This is a genomic window from Streptomyces sp. WAC 06738 (assembly GCF_003945505.1).
Taxonomy (GTDB): Bacteria; Actinomycetota; Actinomycetes; order Streptomycetales; family Streptomycetaceae; genus Streptomyces.
In genome coordinates this window covers 4,879,312-4,899,766 of record NZ_CP029618.1, presented here as the reverse complement: position 1 = coordinate 4,899,766, position 20,455 = coordinate 4,879,312, and the positions used below count along the sequence as shown (strand labels likewise).

At 72.0% G+C, this 20,455-nt stretch carries 19 protein-coding genes; 3 read left to right on the top strand and 16 right to left on the bottom strand.

Annotation, left to right across the window (positions count from 1 at the left end; all coding sequences use genetic code 11):
• Position 1: 1 nt before the first annotated feature.
• The 11 genes from nuoK to DMB38_RS21575 all read right to left on the bottom strand — a co-directional run bounded on the left by nuoK (position 2) and on the right by DMB38_RS21575 (position 10,922).
• Positions 2-301, bottom strand: coding sequence for an NADH-quinone oxidoreductase subunit NuoK (gene nuoK / locus DMB38_RS21625; RefSeq protein WP_047017481.1), 300 nt, complete (start codon positions 299-301; stop codon positions 2-4).
• Positions 298-1,182 carry an NADH-quinone oxidoreductase subunit J gene (locus tag DMB38_RS21620; RefSeq protein WP_125936582.1) on the bottom strand — a complete coding sequence of 295 codons (885 nt, stop codon included), beginning with the start codon at positions 1,180-1,182 and terminating at the stop codon, positions 298-300. The genes nuoK and DMB38_RS21620 overlap by 4 nt, the downstream gene beginning before the upstream one ends.
• Entirely contained in the window at positions 1,179-1,793 is a 615-nt protein-coding gene (gene nuoI, locus DMB38_RS21615; RefSeq protein WP_125936581.1) for an NADH-quinone oxidoreductase subunit NuoI, read from the bottom strand. Before nuoI ends, DMB38_RS21620 begins: the two co-directional genes overlap by 4 nt.
• Positions 1,786-3,168, bottom strand: coding sequence for an NADH-quinone oxidoreductase subunit NuoH (gene nuoH, locus DMB38_RS21610; protein WP_125936580.1), 1,383 nt, complete (start codon positions 3,166-3,168; stop codon positions 1,786-1,788). The genes nuoI and nuoH overlap by 8 nt, the downstream gene beginning before the upstream one ends.
• A gap of 64 nt (positions 3,169-3,232) precedes the next feature.
• Entirely contained in the window at positions 3,233-5,704 is a 2,472-nt protein-coding gene (locus DMB38_RS21605; RefSeq protein ID WP_125936579.1) for an NADH-quinone oxidoreductase subunit G, read from the bottom strand.
• Positions 5,701-7,047: an NADH-quinone oxidoreductase subunit NuoF gene (gene nuoF, locus DMB38_RS21600; protein ID WP_047017476.1), complete on the bottom strand. Its 1,347-nt coding sequence runs from the start codon at positions 7,045-7,047 to the stop codon at positions 5,701-5,703. Before nuoF ends, DMB38_RS21605 begins: the two co-directional genes overlap by 4 nt.
• Positions 7,047-7,937, bottom strand: coding sequence for an NADH-quinone oxidoreductase subunit NuoE (gene nuoE, locus DMB38_RS21595; protein ID WP_047017475.1), 891 nt, complete (start codon positions 7,935-7,937; stop codon positions 7,047-7,049). The genes nuoF and nuoE overlap by 1 nt, the downstream gene beginning before the upstream one ends.
• On the bottom strand, positions 7,934-9,262 hold the full coding sequence (locus tag DMB38_RS21590) for an NADH-quinone oxidoreductase subunit D (RefSeq protein ID WP_047017474.1): 1,329 nt from the start codon (positions 9,260-9,262) through the stop codon (positions 7,934-7,936). Before DMB38_RS21590 ends, nuoE begins: the two co-directional genes overlap by 4 nt.
• A complete protein-coding gene (locus tag DMB38_RS21585) occupies positions 9,259-9,999 on the bottom strand; it encodes an NADH-quinone oxidoreductase subunit C (protein WP_125936578.1) in 741 nt (246 codons plus the stop codon). Before DMB38_RS21585 ends, DMB38_RS21590 begins: the two co-directional genes overlap by 4 nt.
• Positions 9,996-10,550 carry an NADH-quinone oxidoreductase subunit B gene (locus tag DMB38_RS21580; protein WP_047017472.1) on the bottom strand — a complete coding sequence of 185 codons (555 nt, stop codon included), beginning with the start codon at positions 10,548-10,550 and terminating at the stop codon, positions 9,996-9,998. Before DMB38_RS21580 ends, DMB38_RS21585 begins: the two co-directional genes overlap by 4 nt.
• A 12-nt stretch (positions 10,551-10,562) precedes the next feature.
• Positions 10,563-10,922 carry an NADH-quinone oxidoreductase subunit A gene (locus DMB38_RS21575; RefSeq protein WP_018840719.1) on the bottom strand — a complete coding sequence of 120 codons (360 nt, stop codon included), beginning with the start codon at positions 10,920-10,922 and terminating at the stop codon, positions 10,563-10,565.
• An 813-nt stretch (positions 10,923-11,735) separates the two neighbouring features.
• On the opposite strand from DMB38_RS21575, the gene DMB38_RS21570 reads away from it, so the two are divergent.
• Complete coding sequence (locus DMB38_RS21570) at positions 11,736-12,482, top strand: C40 family peptidase (RefSeq protein WP_125939180.1); 747 nt, start codon at positions 11,736-11,738, stop codon at positions 12,480-12,482.
• 97 nt (positions 12,483-12,579) lie between these two features.
• On the opposite strand, the gene DMB38_RS21565 is transcribed toward DMB38_RS21570, so the two are convergent.
• From DMB38_RS21565 to DMB38_RS21545, 5 genes are all read right to left on the bottom strand, one after another.
• The gene (locus DMB38_RS21565; RefSeq protein ID WP_125936577.1) at positions 12,580-13,866 is read right to left on the bottom strand and encodes a geranylgeranyl reductase family protein; all 1,287 of its coding nucleotides are present in this window, start codon (positions 13,864-13,866) and stop codon (positions 12,580-12,582) included.
• A 95-nt stretch (positions 13,867-13,961) separates the two neighbouring features.
• Positions 13,962-14,657, bottom strand: a complete 696-nt coding sequence (locus DMB38_RS21560; protein ID WP_125936576.1) for a demethylmenaquinone methyltransferase — start codon at positions 14,655-14,657, stop codon at positions 13,962-13,964.
• The gene (gene mqnC, locus DMB38_RS21555; RefSeq protein ID WP_125936575.1) at positions 14,654-15,850 is read right to left on the bottom strand and encodes a cyclic dehypoxanthinyl futalosine synthase; all 1,197 of its coding nucleotides are present in this window, start codon (positions 15,848-15,850) and stop codon (positions 14,654-14,656) included. The genes DMB38_RS21560 and mqnC overlap by 4 nt, the downstream gene beginning before the upstream one ends.
• 93 nt (positions 15,851-15,943) lie before the next feature.
• Positions 15,944-17,716 carry a serine/threonine-protein kinase gene (locus DMB38_RS21550; protein WP_164716072.1) on the bottom strand — a complete coding sequence of 591 codons (1,773 nt, stop codon included), beginning with the start codon at positions 17,714-17,716 and terminating at the stop codon, positions 15,944-15,946.
• 223 nt (positions 17,717-17,939) lie between these two features.
• Positions 17,940-18,806, bottom strand: a complete 867-nt coding sequence (locus DMB38_RS21545; RefSeq protein ID WP_125936574.1) for a menaquinone biosynthesis protein — start codon at positions 18,804-18,806, stop codon at positions 17,940-17,942.
• Positions 18,807-19,034: 228 nt separating this feature from the next.
• Between DMB38_RS21545 and DMB38_RS21540 the strand changes: the two genes are divergently transcribed.
• Both DMB38_RS21540 and DMB38_RS21535 read left to right on the top strand, forming a co-directional pair.
• Complete coding sequence (locus tag DMB38_RS21540; RefSeq protein ID WP_018840208.1) at positions 19,035-19,238, top strand: cold-shock protein; 204 nt, start codon at positions 19,035-19,037, stop codon at positions 19,236-19,238.
• Between the two features lie 94 nt (positions 19,239-19,332).
• The gene (locus DMB38_RS21535) at positions 19,333-20,442 is read left to right on the top strand and encodes an aminoglycoside phosphotransferase family protein (RefSeq protein WP_125936573.1); all 1,110 of its coding nucleotides are present in this window, start codon (positions 19,333-19,335) and stop codon (positions 20,440-20,442) included.
• The last annotated feature ends 13 nt before the right edge of the window (positions 20,443-20,455 follow it).

The window sequence follows — 20,455 nt, the reverse complement described above, 5'->3', positions numbered from 1 at the left end:
CTTACAGCTTCATCAAAGCGGCGTCGTCGACCGAGGCCGAGTGGCGGGAGCGGTAGAACGACACGATGATCGCCAGGCCGACCACGACCTCGGCGGCGGCGACGACCATGGTGAAGAACGCGACGATCTGGCCGTCGAGGTTCCCGTGCATCCGGGAGAACGTGACCAGCGCCAGGTTGCAGGCGTTCAGCATCAGCTCGATGCACATGAACACCACGATGGCGTTCCGCCTGATGAGCACCCCGGCCGCGCCGATGGTGAACAGCAGCGCGGAGAGATACAGGTAGTTGACCGGGTTCACTCGCCCTCTCCCTTTCCGGCCTTACCGCCGGCGTTCGCGCCGACGGAGCCGTCTCCGTCGTCGTCGCCGGTGTCCGGTTCCAGGGCCTTGCCCTGGTAGTCGGCGGTGCGCTGCTCTATGGCGGCGAGATCCGCCAGCGCCTGCGCGGAGACGTCCCGGATCTGGCCGCGGTCGCGCAGCGTGCGGTTGACGGTCAGCTCGGACGGCGTGCCGTCGGGCAGCAGGGCCGGGAGGTCCACCGCGTTGTGGCGGGCGTAGACGCCGGGCGCGGGCATCGGCGGCACCTGGACGCCGTCGCGTACGCGCTGCGCGGCCTGCTCGCGCTGGGTCGGGGTGCGCTCGGTCTTCTCGCGGTGGGTGAGGACCATGCCCGCCACCGCGGCGGTGATCAGCAGCGCGCCGGTCAGCTCGAAGGCGAAGACGAAGTCGCGGAAGATGAGCGCGGCCAGACCGTGGACGTTGCCGCCGGAGTTGGCGTCCTCCAGGCCCTCGAAGGTGTCGAGGCTCGCGTTGCCGATGCCGGCGATCAGCAGGATGCCGAAGCCGACGCCGCAGGCCATCGCCAGCCAGCGCTGGCCCTTGATGGTCTCCTTCAGCGAGTCCGCCGCGCTGATGCCGACGAGCATGAGCACGAAGAGGAAGAGCATCATGACCGCGCCGGTGTAGACGACGATCTGCACGACGCCGAGGAAGTAGGCGCCGTTGGCGAGGTAGAAGACCGCCAGGATCACCATCGTCCCGGCGAGGCAGAGCGCCGAGTGCACCGCCTTCTTCATCAGCACGGTGCCCAGCGCACCGGCGACGGCGAAGACGGCCAGCACCCAGAACTGGGTCGCCTCCCCGGTGGACGTGGTGTAGCCGGCCTGGGCGAGGGCGTTCATGCCTGGGCTCCTTCGGAGTGCGGCGCCGGCTCCGGTGCCGACTCGCCCTTGCTGACGGCGACCTGGCGCTCCGTACCCGGGGCGGCCTCGGTGACCAGGCCGCTGTAGTAGTCCTTCTCCGTCATCCCCGGGTAGATGGCGTGCGGCGAGTCGACCATGCCCTCCTGGAGACCGGCGAGCAGCTCGTCCTTGGTGTAGATGAGCGACTCGCGGCTGCGGTCGGCCAGTTCGTACTCGTTGGTCATGGTGAGCGCCCGGGTGGGGCACGCCTCGACGCAGAGCCCGCACAGGATGCAGCGCAGGTAGTTGATCTGGTAGACGCGGCCGTAGCGCTCACCGGGCGAGTAGCGCTCCTCGTCGGTGTTGTCCGCGCCCTCGACGTAGATCGCGTCCGCCGGACAGGCCCACGCGCACAGCTCGCAGCCGATGCACTTCTCCAGCCCGTCCGGGTGCCGGTTGAGCTGGTGGCGGCCGTGGAAGCGGGGCGCCGTCGGCTTCTTGTACTCGGGGTACTGCTCGGTCAGCCGCTTCTTGAACATGGCCTTGAAGGTCACGCCGAAGCCGGCCACCGGGTTGACGAACCCCTGCTTGTCCTTCTTCTCGTCAGCCATTGTCGGCCTCCTCAGTGTCGCCTCCGGGACCGTTCGTGCCCACCAGCTCGCGCTCGCGGCGCGAGGGACGGCGGGGCACGGGCGGGAGGGTCTGACCGGGCAGCGGCGGTACGGGGTAGCCGCCCGCCATCGGGTCGAACTCCGGTGTGGGCTTGGCCGCCTCGCGGGCCGCCTCCTCCTTGTCCTTGCGGTCGCGGAAGATGTCCACGACGAAGGAGAGCAGCAGGATCACCAGCAGCCCGCCGGCGATGTAGAGCACGATCTCGGTGAAGTCCACGTCCTCGTTGCGCAGCGCCCGGACGGTGGCGACCAGCATGAGCCAGACCATGGAGACCGGGATGAGGACCTTCCAGCCCAGCTTCATGAACTGGTCGTAGCGGACCCGTGGGAGCGTGCCGCGCAGCCAGACGAAGACGAAGAGGAGGACGAGGACCTTGCCGGTGAACCAGAGCAGCGGCCACCAGGCGGTGTTGGCGCCCTCCCAGACGGTGCTGATCGGCGCGGGCGCGCGCCAGCCGCCGAGGAAGAGCGTGACGGCCACGGCCGAGAGCGTCACCATGTGCACGTACTCGGAGAGCATGAACATCGCGAACTTGATCGACGAGTACTCGGTGGAGTACCCCGCGACCAGGTCGCCCTCGGACTCCGGCATGTCGAACGGCAGCCGGTGCGCCTCGCCGACCATCGCGATGAGGTACACGATGAACGAGACCGGCAGCAGCACCGCGAACCAGCGGTCGTCCTGCGCCGCGACGATCTCCGACGTCGACAGCGACCCGGAGTAGAGGAACACCGCGGCGAAGGAGAGGCCCATCGCGACCTCGTACGAGATCACCTGGGCCGTCGCGCGGACGCCGCCGAGCAGCGGGTACGTCGAGTTGGACGCCCAGCCCGCGAGCACGACGCCGTAGGCGGCGATGGAGGCGGTGGCCAGCACGTACAGCATGGCGACCGGAAGGTCGGTGAGCTGCATCGCGGTGCGCTCGCCGAAGATCGACACCTGGTTGTCGGCCGGCCCGAAGGGGATGACCGCGATGGCCATGAAGGCGGGGATCACGGCGAGCAGCGGCGCCAGGATGTAGACGACCTTGTCGGCGCCCTTGACGATGATGTCCTCTTTGAACATCAGCTTCACGCCGTCGGCGAGCGACTGCAGCAGGCCCCAGGGGCCGTGCCGGTTCGGGCCGATGCGGAGCTGCATCCAGCCCAGGACCTTGCGCTCGAAGACGATCGCCATGAGGACCGTCACCATCAGGAACGCGAAGCAGAAGACCGCCTTGAGGAGGATCAGCCACCAGGGGTCGCCCCCGAAGAAGCTGAGATCCTCCGCGGCGAGGACGCTCGCGCCCTGCGCCGCGGATGCGCTTGCGATCACCGTCGTGCCTCCGTCATGTACGCATCTCCGCCGCGCGATCGCGCGCAGCGCTTCCGCATCGCACTCACGCTTCGACCTCCTTGGATACGGCGGACAGGCGGACCAGGTCGCCGGGGTTCGCGCCCGTGGCCGCCGTCACGCCCGGTGCGGTCGACTTCATCGGCAGCCAGACGACCTGGTCCGGCAGCTCCGCGGTGACCCGCAGCGGGAGCGTCACCGTGCCGGCGGGTCCGGTGACCGCGAGCGGGTCGCCGTCGGCGACGCCGGTGGCCTCCGCGGTGGCGGGCGAGAGCCGGGCCGCCGCCTCGTGGCGGGTGCCGGCCAGGGCCTCGTCGCCCTCCTGCAGCCGGCCCTCGTCGAGCAGCAGCCGGTGGCCCGCGAGCACCGCCTCGCCGGCGCCGGGCTGCGGCAGCGGCGCGGCCCGCTCGTCCGGCGGCGTGGGGCGGGGGCCTTCGGTGCGGACGCCGAGGCGGGCCAGCTCGGCCCGTGCCGTACGGGCGTCCGGCAGGCCCAGGTGGACGTCGAGGGCGTCGGCGAGCATGTGCAGCACCCGCTGGTCGGCGGGGGCGAGCCGGCGGGTCATCTGGTCCGGCTTCAGCGCGGCCTCGAACGGCCGGGCGCGGCCTTCCCAGTTGAGATAAGTGCCCTGCTTCTCGGCGACCGCGGCCACCGGGAAGACCACGTCGGCCCGCTCGGTGACCTCGCTGGGCCGCTGCTCCAGGCTGACCACGAACACGGCCCGGTCCAGCGCCTCGCGGGCCTTCTCCGGGTCCGGCAGGTCGGTGACTTCGACGCCGCCGACGAGCAGCGCGCCGATGTCCCCGGCCGCCGCGGCGTCGAGGATCCGGCCGGTGTCGCGGCCCGCCCCGGTGGGCAGTTCCGCCAGGCCCCAGGCGGCGGCCGTCTCGCGGCGGGCCTCGGTGTCGGTGCCGGAGCGGCCGCCGGGGAGCATCCCGGGCAGCGCACCGGCCTCGATCGCGCCGCGCTCGCCCGCGCGGCGCGGGATCCAGGCGAGGGTGGCGCCGGTGGCCTCCGCGGTGCGTACCACGGCGGAGAGCGCGCCCCGTACCCCCGCCAGCCGCTCGCCGACGAGGATCACCGCGCCCTCCTGGCGCAGCGCGTCGGACGCGGCCTTGCCGTCCTCGCCGAGCCCGGCGCCGGAGCCGAGGGCGTCGAGCCAGCTCGGCTCGGTGCCGGGGGCGGCCGGCAGCAGCGTGCCGCCCGCCTTCGTCAGGCCGCGGGTGGCGAAGGGGGCGATCGAGTAGACCTTCAGGCCCTTCTTCCGCCACGCCTTGCGCAGCCGGAGGAAGACGCCGGGCGCCTCCTCCTCCGCCTCGAGACCGGCGAGCAGCACCGCGGGAGCCTTCTCCAGCGCGCCGTACGTGACGCCGCGGCCGCTCCCCGCGACCTGCGCGGCCAGGAACGCGGTCTCCTCGGCGCTGTGCACCCGGGCGCGGAAGTCGATGTCGTTGGTGCCGAGCGCGGCGCGCGCGAACTTCGCGTACGCGTAGGAGTCCTCCAGCGTCAGCCGCCCGCCGGTGAGCACCCCGGCCCGCCCGTGGGCCGCCGCGAGCCCCGCGGCCGCGGCGCGCAGCGCCTCGGGCCAGCTCGCCGGCTGCAGTTCACCGCTGTCGTCGCGGACCAGCGGCTGGGTGAGCCGGTCGGGGAGCTGGGCGTAGCGGAAGCCGAAGCGGCCCTTGTCGCACATCCACTCCTCGTTGACCGCCGGGTCGTTGGCGGCGAGCCGCCGCATGACCTTGCCGCGGCGGTGGTCGGTGCGGGTGGCACAGCCGCCGGCGCAGTGCTCGCAGACGGACGGCGAGGAGATCAGGTCGAAGGGGCGCGAGCGGAAGCGGTACATCTTCGAGGTGAGCGCGCCGACGGGGCAGATCTGGATGGTGTTGCCCGAGAAGTACGACTCGAAGGGCACGCCCTCGCCCGTGCCGACCTGCTGGAGCGCGCCGCGGTCCAGCATCTCGATCATCGGGTCGCCCGCGATCTGGTTGGAGAACCGGGTGCAGCGCGCGCACAGCACGCAGCGCTCGCGGTCGAGCAGCACCTGGGTCGAGATCGGCACCGGCTTTTCGAAGGTGCGCTTCTGGCCGTCGAAGCGGCTCTCGGCCTGCCCGGCGGACATCGCCTGGTTCTGCAGCGGGCACTCGCCGCCCTTGTCGCAGACCGGGCAGTCCAGCGGGTGGTTGATGAGCAGCAGCTCCATCACGCCGCGCTGCGACTTCTCGGCGACGGCCGAGGTGAGCTGGGTCTTGACCACCATCCCGTCGGTGCAGGTGATGGTGCAGGACGCCGACGGCTTGCGCTGGCCCTCGATCTCGACGATGCACTGGCGGCAGGCGCCGACCGGGTCGAGCAGCGGGTGGTCGCAGAACCGCGGGACCTCGATGCCGAGCTGCTCGGCGGCCCGGATGACCAGGGTGCCCTTGGGCACGCTGACTTCGGCGCCGTCGATGGTCAGCGTGACCATGTTCTCCGGAGCGGCGGCCTTCTCCGGTGCCTTCTCCGGCTCCGTGACGGTCACGCGGTCACCTCCTGGTGGGTCGTGGAGCCGGGGGTGTCGGCCCAGGCGGTGGATCTGGCCGGGTCAAAGGGGCAGCCGCCGCCGGTGATGTGCTGCTCGTACTCGTCGCGGAAGTACTTCAGCGAGGAGAAGATCGGCGCGGCGGCGCCGTCGCCGAGGGCGCAGAAGGACTTGCCGTTGATGTTGTCGGCGATGTCGTTGAGCTTGTCGAGGTCGGCGAGGGCGCCCTTGCCGGCCTCGATGTCGCGGAGGAGCTGGACGAGCCAGTACGTGCCCTCGCGGCAGGGGGTGCACTTGCCGCAGGACTCGTGCTCGTAGAACTCGGTCCAGCGGGTGACGGCCCGCACCACGCAGGTCGTCTCGTCGAAGCACTGGAGCGCCTTGGTGCCGAGCATGGAGCCGGCGCCGCCGACGCCCTCGTAGTCGAGGGGGACGTCCAGGTGCTCGTCGGTGAGCATCGGGGTGGACGAGCCGCCGGGGGTCCAGAACTTCAGCCGGTGGCCGGGGCGCATGCCGCCGCCCATGTCGAGCAGTTGGCGCAGGGTGATGCCGAGCGGCGCCTCGTACTGGCCGGGGCGGGCGACGTGGCCGGAGAGCGAGTACAGCGTGAAGCCCGGGGACTTCTCGCTGCCCATCGTGCGGAACCACTCCTTGCCCTTGTTCATGATGGCGGGAACGGAGGCGATGGACTCGACGTTGTTCACCACAGTGGGGCAGGCGTACAGGCCCTCGACGGCCGGGAAGGGGGGACGGAGCCGGGGCTGGCCGCGCCGGCCCTCCAGCGAGTCGAGCAGCGCGGTCTCCTCGCCGCAGATGTACGCGCCGGCGCCGGCGTGCACCGTGACGTCCAGGTCGAGCCCGGAGCCCAGCACGTTCTTGCCGAGGAAGCCCGCGGCGTACGCCTCGCGCACCGCCTCGTGCAGCCTGCGCAGCACCGGCACGACCTCGCCGCGCAGGTAGATGAACGCGTGGTTGGAGCGGAACGCGTAACAGGCGATGACGATGCCCTCGATGAGGGAGTGCGGGTTGGCGAAGAGCAGCGGGATGTCCTTGCAGGTGCCCGGCTCCGACTCGTCCGCGTTGACGACGAGGTAGTGCGGCTTGCCGTCGCCCTGCGGGATGAACTGCCACTTCATGCCGGTCGGGAAGCCGGCGCCGCCGCGGCCGCGCAGACCGGCGTCCTTGACGTACGCGATGACGTCGTCGGGCGACATCGCGAGGGCCTTGCGCAGCCCCTGGTAGCCCTCGTGCCGCCGGTACGTGTCCAGGGTCCAGGACTCCGGGTCGTCCCAGAAGGCGGAGAGCACCGGGGTCAGCAGCTTCTCCGGCGAGTCGACGGTCATCACGCGCCCTCCTCCTCGGTGGGCTCATCCGCGGACGCGGTGGGCGGGTGCGCCGGGTCGGACGCGGAGGTCTGCTGCGGCGCGTCGTGCGAACTGGGGTGGCCCGCGGGCGGCTGGTCCTCCAGCGCGTCCGCCGGCGGGTGGGCCGGGTGCGGCTCGGCGCGCTGGCTGACCACGCGCGCGGCCGGCTCCTCGCCCTTGGCCATGCGCAGCCCGATGAGCGAGGCGGGGCCCGCGCCGCCGGACTCCGCGACGGCGCCAGGGCGCTCGTCGGGGAATCCGGCCAGGATGCGGGCGGTCTCCTTGAACGTGCACAGCTTCGCGCCGCGGGTGGGGTGCACCTCCGCGCCGGCGCGCAGATCGTCCACGAGCCGCTTGGCGGACTCGGGGGTCTGGTTGTCGAAGAACTCCCAGTTGACCATCACCACGGGGGCGAAGTCGCACGCGGCGTTGCACTCGATGTGCTCCAGCGTGACCTTGCCGTCCTCGGTGGTCTCCTGGTTCCCGACGCCCAGGTACTCCTTCAGCTCGTCGAAGATGGCGTCGCCGCCCATCACCGCACAGAGCGTGTTGGTGCAGACTCCGACCTGGTAGTCACCGGAGGGCTTGCGCCGGTACATGGTGTAGAAGGTGGCGACCGCCGTCACCTCGGCGGCGGTCAGGTCCAGCATCTCCGCGCAGAACTGCATGCCAGTGCGCGTGACGTGGCCTTCCTCCGACTGCACCAGGTGGAGCATCGGCAGCAGCGCGGACCGGCTGTCCGGATAGCGGGCGATGATCTCCCTGGCGTCCGCGGCCAGCCGCTCACGCACCTCGGCTGGATAGTCCGGGGCCGGCAACTGGGGCATGCCCAGCGACACGGCCGCCTGGCCCTGCTCTGCTGTCGTCATCGGTCGACGCCTCCCAGCACCGGGTCGATGGACGCGATCGCCACGATCACGTCGGCGACCTGGCCGCCCTCGGTCATGGCCGCGATGGCCTGCAGGTTCACGAACGACGGCTCGCGGAAGTGCACCCGGAACGGGCGGGTGGCGCCGTCGCTGACGGCGTGCACGCCCAGTTCGCCCTTGGGCGACTCCAGGGCCACGTACGCCTGCCCCGGTGGCACCCGGAAGCCCTCGGTGACCAGCTTGAAGTGGTGGATCAGGGCCTCCATCGAGGTCCCCATGATGTTCTTGATGTGGTCCAGCGAGTTGCCGAGGCCGTCGGGCCCCAGCGCGAGCTGCGCGGGCCAGGCGATCTTCTTGTCGGCGACCATCACCGGGCCCGGCTCCAGCCGGTCCACGCACTGCTCGACGATCCGCAGCGACTGGCGCATCTCCTCCAGCCGGATGAGGAACCGGCCGTAGGCGTCGGCGGTGTCCGCGGTCGGGACGTCGAAGTCGTACGTCTCGTAGCCGCAGTACGGGTCCGTCTTGCGCAGGTCGTGCGGCAGCCCGGTGGCGCGCAGCACCGGGCCGGTGACGCCCAGGGACATGCAGCCGGCCAGGTCCAGATGCGCGACGTCCTGCATCCGGGCCTTGAACGCCGGGTTGTTGGTGGCCAGCGCGTCGTACTCCGGGAAGTTCTTGCGGAGCGTCTTGATCGTCTCGCGGATGGAGTCGACCGCGCCGGGGGGCAGGTCCTGGGCGAGCCCGCCGGGGCGGATGAACGCGTGGTTCATCCGCAGTCCCGTGATGAGCTCGAAGAGGTCGAGGACCAGCTCCCGGTCGCGGAACCCGTAGATCATGACCGTGGTGGCGCCCAGCTCCATCCCACCGGTGGCGATGGCCACCAGGTGGGAGGCGATCCGGTTCAGCTCCATCAGCATCACCCGGATGACGGTGGCCCGGTCGGGCACGTCGTCGGTGATGCCGAGCAGCTTCTCCACCGCCATGCAGTACCCGGCCTCGTTGAAGAACGAGGTCAGGTAGTCCATGCGGGTCACGAAGGTGGAGCCCTGGGTCCACGTGCGGTATTCGAGGTTCTTCTCGATGCCGGTGTGCAGGTAGCCGATGCCGCAACGGCACTCCGTCACGGTCTCGCCGTCGATCTCCAGGATGAGCCGCAGCACGCCGTGGGTGGAGGGGTGCTGCGGTCCCATGTTGACGACGATCCGCTCGTCGTCGGCGCGGTGGACCGACTCGACGACCTCGTCCCAGTCACCGCCGGTGACGGTGTAGACGGTGCCCTCGGTGGTCTCCCGGGCCGCCCCGGTCGTGTGGGTGGTGCTCATCGGTACGACCTCCGCTGGTCGGGAGCAGGGATCTGGGCACCCTTGTACTCGACGGGGATGCCGCCGAGGGGGTAGTCCTTGCGCTGCGGATGGCCCTGCCAGTCGTCCGGCATGAAGATCCGGGTCAGCGCCGGGTGGCCGTCGAAGACGATGCCGAAGAAGTCGTAGGTCTCGCGCTCGTGCCAGTCGTTCGTGGGGTAGACCTCCACGACGGACGGGAGGTGCGGGTCGTCGTCGGGCACGCTGACCTCGACCCGGAGCAGCCGGGAGTGGGTGAGCGAGCGCAGGTGGTACACGGCGTGCAGCTCGCGGCCCTTGTCGCCGGGGTAGTGCACGCCGGAGACACCGGTACAGAGCTCGAAGCGGAGCGCGGGGTCGTCGCGCAGGGTCCGCATCACGCGGACCAGGTGCGCGCGGTCGACGTGGAAGGTCAGCTCGTCGCGGTCGACGACGACCTTCTCGATGGCGTTCGCGGGGAGGAGCCCCTGCTCTTCGAGGGCACCCTCCAGTTCGTCGGCGGCCTCGTCGAACCAGCCGCCGTACGGGCGCGCGGACTCGCCCGGCAGCCGGACGCTGCGCACGAGACCGCCGTAGCCGGAGGTGTCGCCGTCGCCCTCGGAGCCGAACATGCCGCGCTGGACGCGGATGGTCTCGCCGTGATCGCCGCGCCTGCCGGGCAGGTTCTCGGCGTTCACGTCCTGGTCGGGGTTGACCCCGTCCGCGCTCTCCCCACTCACCGGAGAAGACCCTTCATCTCGATCGTCGGGAGCGCCTTCATCGCGGCCTCCTCGGCCTCCCTGGCGGCCTCCTCGCGGTTCACGCCGATCTTCTCGTGGCGGATCTTCTCGTGCAGCTTGAGGATCGCGTCCATGAGCATCTCGGGGCGCGGCGGGCAGCCGGGCAGGTAGATGTCGACCGGCACGACGTGGTCGACGCCCTGCACGATCGCGTAGTTGTTGAACATGCCGCCGGACGAGGCGCAGACGCCCATGGAGATGACCCACTTGGGGTTCGGCATCTGGTCGTAGACCTGCCGCAGCACGGGGGCCATCTTCTGGCTCACCCGGCCCGCGACGATCATCAGGTCGGCCTGGCGGGGCGAGCCGCGGAAGACCTCCATGCCGAAGCGCGCCAGGTCGTAGCGGCCGGCACCGGCGGTCATCATCTCGAACGCGCAGCAGGCCAGCCCGAACGTCGCCGGGAACACGGACGACTTGCGCGCCAGCCCCGCGGCCTGTTCGACCGTGCTGAGGATGAACCCGCTCGGGAGCTTTTCTTCAAGTCCCATTCGTAGTACCCCCTAGTCCCATTCCAGTCCGCCGCGCCGCCACACGTAGGCGTACGCGACGAAGACGGTGAGCACGAAGAGCAGCATCTCCACGAGCCCAAAGATCCCCAGGGCGTCGAACGAGACGGCCCAGGGGTAGAGGAAGACGATCTCGATGTCGAAGATGATGAACAACATCGCCGTCAGGTAGTACTTGACCGGGAAGCGGCCCCCGCCGGGGGGCATCGGCGTCGGCTCGATGCCGCACTCGTAGGCCTCGAGCTTGGCCCGGTTGTAGCGCTTCGGACCCACCAGCGCCGCCGCGACCACGGAGAACACCGCGAAGGCCGCCGCAATGGCTCCGAGCACGAGGATCGGCGTGTATACGTTCACCGCTGGCCCCGCTCCTCTCCAGTCGACGATGACTGCCTGCAAGTCCACACCGGACTCGCGTTCCTGCCCCACCAAGATCGCTCACATGTGAGGCAGTTCACAAGCCCTACTGATGGGCATCTTATGCCCATCGCTCTGTGATCTGTGACACGGGGGTCCCCTACGGCTTTGTGATCTTAACCACCCGGTGATCGATCGGACGGCCGAATGCCCGCGGAGCAGGCCCCGCGGTGCGACGGAACGATCACCGGATCGCCGGCACCGGTGGCCGGCCGCAGGTCAGCGAGGTGGGGGCGGTGGGGTTCGAGAGGCGGCGGATTTCACCGTGGCGCGGCCGGAGGGCGAATTCGAGCGCCGTCGCGCTCAATTGTTATTCGGCCGTCCCGGCCCGTACGCACACACGCGCAAGGGCCTCCGCGGGGAGCGCGGGCGCGGAAACGGATCCGAGTGATGTGGGCCACAGTACGAGTTGTGGAGCAACCGTCCTTGCTTGGTTTGCGGCGGCAGAAGTGATAACCGTCCGGCAACGTTCGGCGCGCGGGCCAAATCCCGTGCGTATCAAGGAGGTAACGACGCGGGGGAAGGCCGGCCGCCGGCGAGCACCCGGGGAACGGACCGCCCAAATGCCTCATTTCACAGGCCGGGCAGCCAAGTGTGGCGCATCCCACGACTGTTGAAACAGGGTCCTTCCCCCTGATAGCGCTGGTGTTCATGTCCCGTAAACCGCACATACCCAGCCACCGGAAGCCCCGGCGCCGGCAGGCCCCCGCGTGGGTCGTCCGCACCGGGGTCGCCGGTGGCGCCCTCGGCACCATGGTCGCGACGGCGGCGTCCGCTCCCGCCCTCGCCGACACCAGCAGGACCACCGGTTCGACGGCCACGGAGTCGACCGCCGCACTCCCCACCGTGGACGTGAGCACGGCCCTCACCACCGGCGTCGAGCAGAGCGCCGACGCCACCCAGACCGCGGCCCTCCGCCTCGAACTGCGCACGAACGCGCAGGAGGCCGCCGAGGACGCCCGCAAGGCGGCCGCGAAGGCCAAGAAGGAGGCGGAGGCCCGCGCGGCCGCCGAGGAGCGCGCCAGGGAGCGCGCAGCGGCCCGCGCGGCGGAGCGCGAGGAGTTGGCCGCGGCCTCGGCCTCGGACGCCTCCACCGCCGACTCCACGCCCGCCGCCGAGACCCCCGCGGCGGCCCCGGCCGCGTCGGGCAGCGCCGGCACGGTGCTCGACTTCCTCAACGCCCAGGTCGGCAAGGCGTACGTGCTCGGGGCCACCGGCCCGTCGTCGTACGACTGCTCGGGCCTCACCCAGGCCGCGTTCCGCACCGTCGGCGTGGAGCTCCCCCGCACCGCCGCGGAGCAGTCCACGGTCGGCACCCCGGTCGCGGTCTCCGACGTCCAGCCCGGCGACCTGGTCTTCTGGGGCGGCACCGGCTCGGCGTACCACGTGGCCGTCTACATCGGCGACGGCAAGTACCTGGACGCGGCCAACCCGTCGAAGGGCGTGGTCATCCAGGAGATGTCGTACTACATGCCCACATCGGCCGTGCGGGTCCTCTGAGCCCTCCCGCACACCCGCGCACGCGTACGCGAGAGCCCCCGCCGGCGGTCCGGCGGGGGCTCTCGCGTGTGCGTCCGAGGCGCGTGTGCGCGAATTCTCAAGCCCGCGGGGCGACCTTCGTCAGGCCGTTGATGATGCGGTCCATGGCGTCGCCGCCCTGGGGGTCCGTGAGGTTCGCCAGCAGCTTGAGGGTGAAGCGCATCAGGACCGGGTGGGTGAGGCCGCGCTCGGTGGCGAGCTTCATGACCTTCGGGTTGCCGATGAGGCGGACGAAGGCGCGGCCGAGCTGGTAGTAGCCGCCGTAGGTGTCCTTGAGGACCTTCGGGTAGCGCTGCAGGGCCAGCTCGCGCTGGGCCGGGGTCGAGCGGCCGTGGGCCTGGACGACGACGTCCGCGACGATCTGGCCGGACTCCATCGCGTACGCGATGCCCTCGCCGTTGAACGGGTTGACCATGCCGCCGGCGTCGCCGACGAGGAGCAGGCCGCGGTCGTAGTGCGGCTGGCGGTTGAAGGCCATCGGCAGGGCGGCGCCCCGGATGGGGCCCGTCATGTTGTCCGGGGTGTAGCCCCACTCCTCCGGCATCGAGGAGCACCACGCCTTGAGCACGTCCCGCCAGTCCAGCTCCTTGAAGGCGGACGAGGAGTTGAGGATGCCGAGGCCGACGTTGGACGTGCCGTCGCCCATGCCGAAGACCCAGCCGTACCCGGGCAGCAGCCGGTCCTCGGGGCCGCGCTTGTCCCACAGCTCCAGCCAGGACTCCAGATAGTCGTCCTCGTGCCGCGGGGAGGTGAAGTACGTCCGCACGGCCACGCCCATCGGGCGCTTCTCGTTCCGGTGCAGGCCCATGGCCAGGGAGAGCCGCGAGGAGTTGCCGTCGGCGGCGATGACCAGCGGGGCGTGGAAGGTGACGGGCGTCTTCTCCTCGCCGAGCTTGGCGTGCACGCCGGTGATCCGGCCCGTGCGCTCGTCGATGACCGGCTGGCCGACGTTGCACCGCTCGTAGAGCCGGGCGCCGGCCTTCTGCGCCTGCTGGGCGAGCTGCTGGTCGAAGTCGTCGCGCTTGCGCACCAGCCCGTAGTCCGGGTACGCGGCCAGCTCCGGCCAGTCGAGCTGCAGCCTGTTGCCCCCGGCGATGATCCGCAGGCCCTTGTTCCGCAGCCAGCCGGCCTCTTCCGAGACGTCGATGCCCATGGCGAGGAGCTGCTTCGTCGCCCTCGGGGTGAGCCCGTCGCCGCAGACCTTCTCGCGGGGGAACGCCGTCTTCTCCAGCAGCAGGACGTCGAGCCCGGCCTTCGCGAGGTAGTACGCGGTCGTCGAGCCGGCCGGCCCGGCCCCGACGACGATCACATCGGCAGTGCGGGTGGACTCAGAGGCGTCGGTCACGGCGGCTCCCAGGGAACGCGGGTCGGTCCCCGCATTCTAGGTCCCGCCCCCGACACCCTCACGTCCGCCCCGGCCGTGCACAGGACCCGGCGGCCTCAGCTCGGGGCGTACGCGCGGTGGAGGGCGACGATGCCGCCGCTGAGATTGCGCCATGCGGGGCGGGTCCAGCCGGCGGCGCCGAGTTCGGCGGCCAGCGCGGGCTGGTCCGGCCAGGCGCGGATGGACTCCGCGAGGTAGACGTACGCGTCCGGGCTGCTGCTCACCCGCTCCGCGATCGGCGGCAGCGCGCGCATCAGGTACTCCGTGTAGACCGTCCGGAACGGTGCCCACGTCGGGTGCGAGAACTCGCAGATCACCAGCCGGCCGCCCGGCCGCGTCACCCGCCGCATCTCGCGCAGCGCCGCGGCCGTCTCCTGGACGTTGCGCAGCCCGAAGGAGATCGTCACCGCGTCGAACACCCCGTCCGCGAACGGCAGCCGCGTCGCGTCCCCCGCCGTCAGCGGCAGCCGGGGGTGGCGCCGCTTGCCCTCGCGCAGCATGCCCAGCGAGAAGTCGCACGGCACCACGTACGCGCCCGCCGCCGTGAACGGCAGCGACGACGTGCCCGTACCCGCCGCCAGGTCCAGCACCCGCTGCCCCGGCCGGGCGTCGACCGCGCGGGCGACCGCCTTGCGCCACAGCCGCGCCTGGCCGAGCGAGAGGATGTCGTTGGTGAGGTCGTAGTTCGCGGCGACGTCGTCGAACATCGCCGCCACCTCGTGCGGCTGCTTCTCCAGGGTCGCGCGCGTCACCGGTCGGCCTCCACCAGCGTCAGTTCCGGGTGCGCCGTACCGCCGTCGAGGGCGGTGGACGACAGGTGCGAGACGACGCGGTCGTCCACGGGGTCGTCCGCCGGATCGTCGTGCACCACGAGATGCTCGTATGTCGTCGCCCGCTGCGCCGGCACCCGGTCGGCGCCGCGGATCATCTCGATGATCTCGCGCAGGTTCGAGCGGTGCCGCGCCCCGGCGGAGGACACCACGTTCTCCTCCAGCATCACCGAGCCGAGGTCGTCCGCGCCGTAGTGCAGCGTCAGCTGGCCGACGTCCTTGCCGGTGGTGAGCCAGGAGCCCTGGATGTGCGCCACGTTGTCGAGGAAGATCCGCGCGATGGCGATCATCCGCAGGTACTCCAGCGTGGTCGCCTGGGTGCGGCCCTTCAGCTTGTTGTTCTCCGGCTGGTAGGTGTACGGGATGAACGCCCGGAACCCGCCGGTGCGGTCCTGCACGTCCCGGATCATCCGCAGGTGCTCGATCCGCTCCGCGTTCGTCTCCCCCGTGCCCATCAGCATCGTGGACGTCGACTCCACGCCCAGTCCGTGCGCCGTCTCCATGATCTCCAGCCAGCGCTCGCCGCTCTCCTTCAGCGGCGCGATGGCCTGCCGCGGCCGGGCCGGCAGCAGCTCGGCGCCGGCGCCGGCGAACGAGTCCAGCCCGGCGGCGTGGATGCGGCGGATGGCGTCCTCGGCGGTGGTGCCGGAGATGCGCGCCATGTGCTCGACCTCGGAGGCGCCGAGGGAGTGGATGACGAGCTGCGGGTACGCCTTCTTGATGGCGGAGAAGTGCTCTTCGTAGTACTCCACGCCGAAGTCGGGGTGGTGGCCGCCCTGGAACATGATCTGCGTGCCGCCGAGCTGCACGGTCTCCTCGCAGCGGCGCAGGATGTCGTCCAGGCCGCGGATCCAGCCCTTGTCCTTCGCGGTGGGCGGCGCGTAGAAGGCGCAGAACTTGCAGGCCGTCACGCAGACGTTGGTGTAGTTGATGTTCCGCTCGATGATGTACGTCGCGATGTGCTCGGTCCCGGCGTAGCGCCGGCGGCGCACGGCGTCGGCGGCGGCGCCCAGCGCGTGCAGCGGGGCGGAGCGGTACAGGTCGAGGGCCTCGCCGGGGGTGACGCGGCCGCCCGCGGCGGCGCGGTCCAGGACTGCCTGCAGATCGGTGGTCACGGTGACCGGCCCCTTCCGCGAGTGGTGCGTACGAGCGGACCCCAGCCTACGCGGGGCAGGCCGCGGGCTCCGGCGCAGGGGCGGGCGCCGGAGTCAGCCGCCGCCCTTCCGCAGGGTGGCGCGCGGGTTGCCGGACGCTTCGGCGTCGGAGCGGTACTCCACCGTCGCGCCGCCCTTGTGCGTCAGCGTCACCTCGGAGGTGCCGGGGGCGCACACGCCCTCGCTGTTCTTCCTCGCCGGGTCGTCCTCCTCGCGCAGGACGAGGGAACCGCCGGTGGCTGCGGTGAGCTTGGCGCGGCTGTAGCAGTGCGCGACGTCGTAGAGGGAGTAGTCGAAGTACGCGACGTACTCGCCCTTCCCGCCCTCCTCGATCTCGACGCTGACGCGGCCGTTCGGGACGCCGTTGTCCTGGAGGACCTCGCCGTTCCAGGTGCCCAGGAACCGATCGGGGACGCTGTCGACGGTCTTCGTGGGATCGGGGGACGGGCTGTCGGTGGCCGCGCCGCCGCTGCCGCCTGCTCCGTCCTCGTTGCCGCTGTCGTTGCCGTTGCCCGCGGAGTTGCCTCCGGTGGGGTTCTGGGCCTGCGGGCGGTCGGCGCCGCCGTCGTCCAGCAGTCCGGGTACGAGGAAGAGGCCGAGCCCCAGCGCCGCGAGGGCGCCCGCGACGGAGAGCACCAGGGTGCAACTGAACCGGCGCGAGCGCAGGCCGACTTCCGCGCGCCGCTCCGGCCCCGTCGCCGCGGCCGCGCCGAGCGCGGCGCCCGCGGCCCCGGCGGGCGGCGTCGCCGCCGCCGCGGCGCCGTCCGCAGGCGGAGCGCCCGGCGCCCCCGCCCCGGCCGCCGCGCCCGGCGCCGTGCCGTCCAGCACCGGCGGCGGCCCGAACGCCCCCGGCCCGTACTCCGCCTGCTGCAGCGGCACGGGACCCGACGGCAGCCCGTCGTCCCGCCGCTCCGGCGCGGCCGCCGGCTGCGCCTCCATCGCCAGCAGTTCCACCGCGCGCCGGCTGATCTGCTCCGTGACCGGCGGCGGCAGCCATCCGGGCCGTACGAGGTGCGCCGCCTCGCCGCCCGCCGTCAGCCGGTCCACCAGCTCCGCCGGCTCCGGCCGCCCCGCCGGGTCCTTCGACAGGCACGCGAGGGCCAGTTCCCCCAGCTCACCGGTGAGACCGTGCAGTTGCGGCTCCTCGTGCACCACCAGGTACAGCAGCGTCGGCGCGCTGTCGCCCGGGAAGGGCGACTGCCCGGTGGCCGCGAAGACCAGCACGGCGCCGAGGCTGAAGACGTCGCCCGCGCCGGTGACGGGCCGGCCGAGTATCTGCTCGGGCGACATGTAGCCGGGCGAGCCGACCGAGGCGCCGGAGGCGGTCAGCGAGGCGGTGCCGTCGGTGGCGCGGGCGATGCCGAAGTCGATGAGCCGGGGGCCGTCGAGGGTGAGCAGGACGTTGGAGGGCTTGACGTCCCGGTGGACGAGCCCGAGCCCGTGCACCGCCGCCAGCGCCTCGGCGAGCCCGGCGCCCATGGGGCGCAGGGTCTCCTCGGGCAGCGGTCCGTGCTCGGCGACGGCGTCGCTGAGGCTGGGTCCGGCGACGTATCCGGTGGCGACCCACGGCACGTCGTCGTCGGGTCCGGCGTCGAGCACGGGCGCGGTCCAGGCGCCGCCGACGCGGCGGGCGGCCTCGACCTCGCGGCGGAAGCGGGCGCGGAACTCGTCGTCGTGCGCGAAGTGCGGGTGGACGACCTTGACGGCCACGGTCGCGCCGCCCGGGCTGCGGCCGAGGAAGACCCGGCCCATGCCGCCGGAGCCGAGCCTGCCCAGCACCCGGTACGGCCCGACGGCCTCGGGATCACCGCTCTGAACTGGCTGCATGAACTCCCCCCGGTCCCGCCTCTCCTACGGTCCCCGTACGCCCCTCGTGGCCGCCCCAGCTTAGGGCCTGTCGTTTGGATCTTCGCCGGGCTCGCGACGCCTGGCACTGCACCTCGCGGCGTTGTCGTCGGTCGACGACGCTCCGCGTCGCCTCCCTCCTCCGCCTTGCGATGCACAGCACCAGCCGCCGCTCCCTGATCCGGCAAGACCCAAACGACAGGCCCTATGCGCCGCCCGCCGCCGGCAGCAGCCGTACCCGCGCCTCGTCCGGGAAGCCCGCGCGGCGGGCGAACTCGTCGATGCCCTCCAACTGCTCGGCGCCCAGCCGGAAATCCAGCGTGCGGAAGTACCGCTCGAGCAGCGGCGGGTCGAACGACTCCCACCGCGCCGCCTGCTCCGCCACCTTGTCGACCTCGGCCAGCGACAGGTCGCGGGAGTCGAGGAACGCCCGGTGCACGTTCGCCACCAGCTCGGGCTCGCGCGCCAGGAAGTCGCGGCGTACGGCCCATACGGCGAAGACGAACGGCAGCCCGGTCCACTCCTTCCACATCTGCCCGAGGTCGTGCACGTGCAGCCCGAGCCGCGGGGCGTCGTGCAGCGACGCGCGCAGCGCGGCGTCCCCGATGAGCACGCCGGCCTGGGCCTCGCGCATCATCAGGGAGAGGTCGGGCGGGCACGAGTAGTAGTCCGGCGTGATGTCGTACTGCTCGCCGATGAGAAGCTCGGCCAGGCGCACGGAGGTGCGGGAGGTCGAACCGAGCGCCACGCGCTCCCGGTCCAGATCCCCCAGCGGGCGCTGCGAGACGATCACGCAGGACATCACGGGCCCGTCGCAGCCGACGGCGATGTCGGAGAGGGCGACGAGCTCGTCGGCGTGTCGGAGGTACTCCACGAGGGTGACCGGAGCGATGTCCAGCTCCCCGTCGATGAGCTGCTCGCTGAGCCGTTCCGGGGTGTCCTTCGAAAGCTCCAGGTCGAGCAGGGTGCCCGTACGGGCGAGGCCCCAGTAGAGGGGGACGCAGTTCAGGAACTGGATGTGGCCGACTCGTGGCCGGCGCCGGGCTCCTGCGTCGTCAGGCGGTGCTGTCACGGCTCCGAGGCTAACCGCAGCCCTGACCGCACTCGGGTACGGGGGCACACCGGAGGGTGATCTTTTCCCTACCGGGGCGGGCTCGCGCGTGCTAGGCTCAACCGCAAGTTGCAGTTTGGTTTCCTTGCAGTACCGTGCCTGCGGAGATTCTGACGCCGCGGGCATGTGTCGTTTTCAGGCTTCTTCGAGGCTCTGGGGCAGGGCGACCCTTTGGCCCAAGGAGGGCTCATGGCTACCGGAACCGTCAAGTGGTTCAACGCTGAAAAGGGCTTCGGCTTCATCGCCCAGGACGGCGGCGGTCCCGATGTCTTCGTCCACTACACCGCTATCAACGCCCAAGGCTTCCGCTCGCTCGAGGAGAACCAGCAGGTGACCTTCGACGTGCAGCAGGGCCCGAAGGGTCCGCAGGCGGCCAACGTCTCCCCGTCGTGACGCTAGCCCCAGGCTGACCTGAGAAACCCCCGTCCTCCTGGCGGGGGTTTTCTCATGCCCGGATGCCGGCGGGGAGCGGATACGGTGGCGTCGTATGAGCGACGCGGAGACGGGCGTGGGGCCCGAGCACGAGGCAGGCACGGCGGGCGGTACGGGCGGCGGGGGCGCGACCGGTGGCGGGGGCGGGGGCGGGGCTGACCGGGAGGCCGAGCACGGGACCGGGGCCGGGCACGGCACCGGCGCCGAACCCGCTTCCGAACCCGCCTCCGGCGCCGACACCGACGCCGGCGCCGGCCCCGAGATCACCGCGGACCTGATCCGCGAGCTGCTGCGCGAGCAGCACCCCGACCTCGCCGACCGCCCCCTCACCCTCGGCGCCCGCGGCTGGGACAACCAGCTCTGGCGGCTCGGCGACGACCTCGCCGTCCGCCTCCCGTGGGCCACGGAGTCCGCCGACGAGCTGCTGCGCAAGGAGCACGCCTGGCTCCCCGAGCTGGCCGCGCACCTGCCGCTGCCCGTGCCCGTACCGCAGCGCATCGGCGAGCCCTCCGAGCGCTTCCGGCGCCCCTGGATCGTGACCACCTGGGTGCCCGGCACCCCCGCCGACCGCGCCCCGGTCACCCGCGGCCCGGCCGCCGCCGACGCCCTCGCCGCGTTCCTCACCGCGCTGCACCGGCCCGCCCCCGGCGGCGCCCCCGCCGGGCGGGGCCGCGGCGGGCCGCTGTCCGACGCGTCCGGGTGGTTCGAGCAGCAGCTCGCCGAGGCCGCCGGCCTCGGGCTCGTCGCGGACGCGGATGCCGTACGGGCCGTCTGGGACGACGCCGTCGCCGCGCCCCTGTGGAGCGGCCCGGCGCTGTGGCAGCACGGCGACCTGCACCCCGCGAACGTCCTCACCGCCGACGGCACCCTCTGCGGCGTCGTCGACTTCGGCGACCTGTGCGCCGGCGACCCCGCCCTCGACCTCGCCGCCGCGTGGATCCTGCTCCCCGACGACGCCGCCGCGGAGCGCTTCCTCACCGCGTACGGACCGGCCGTCGACGCGGCGACGCTGCGCCGCGCCCGCGGCGTCGCGGTGATGCGGGCGCTGGTCGGCCTGCTCGTCGGGGAGGCGGGCGTGCGGGGCCGGAAGGGCGGCAAGGCGACGTGGGGCCCGCCGGCGCGGGCGTCGCTGCGGAGGTTGCTGGCGGACGCGGAACGGGGGTAGGGGGCGCCCGCTG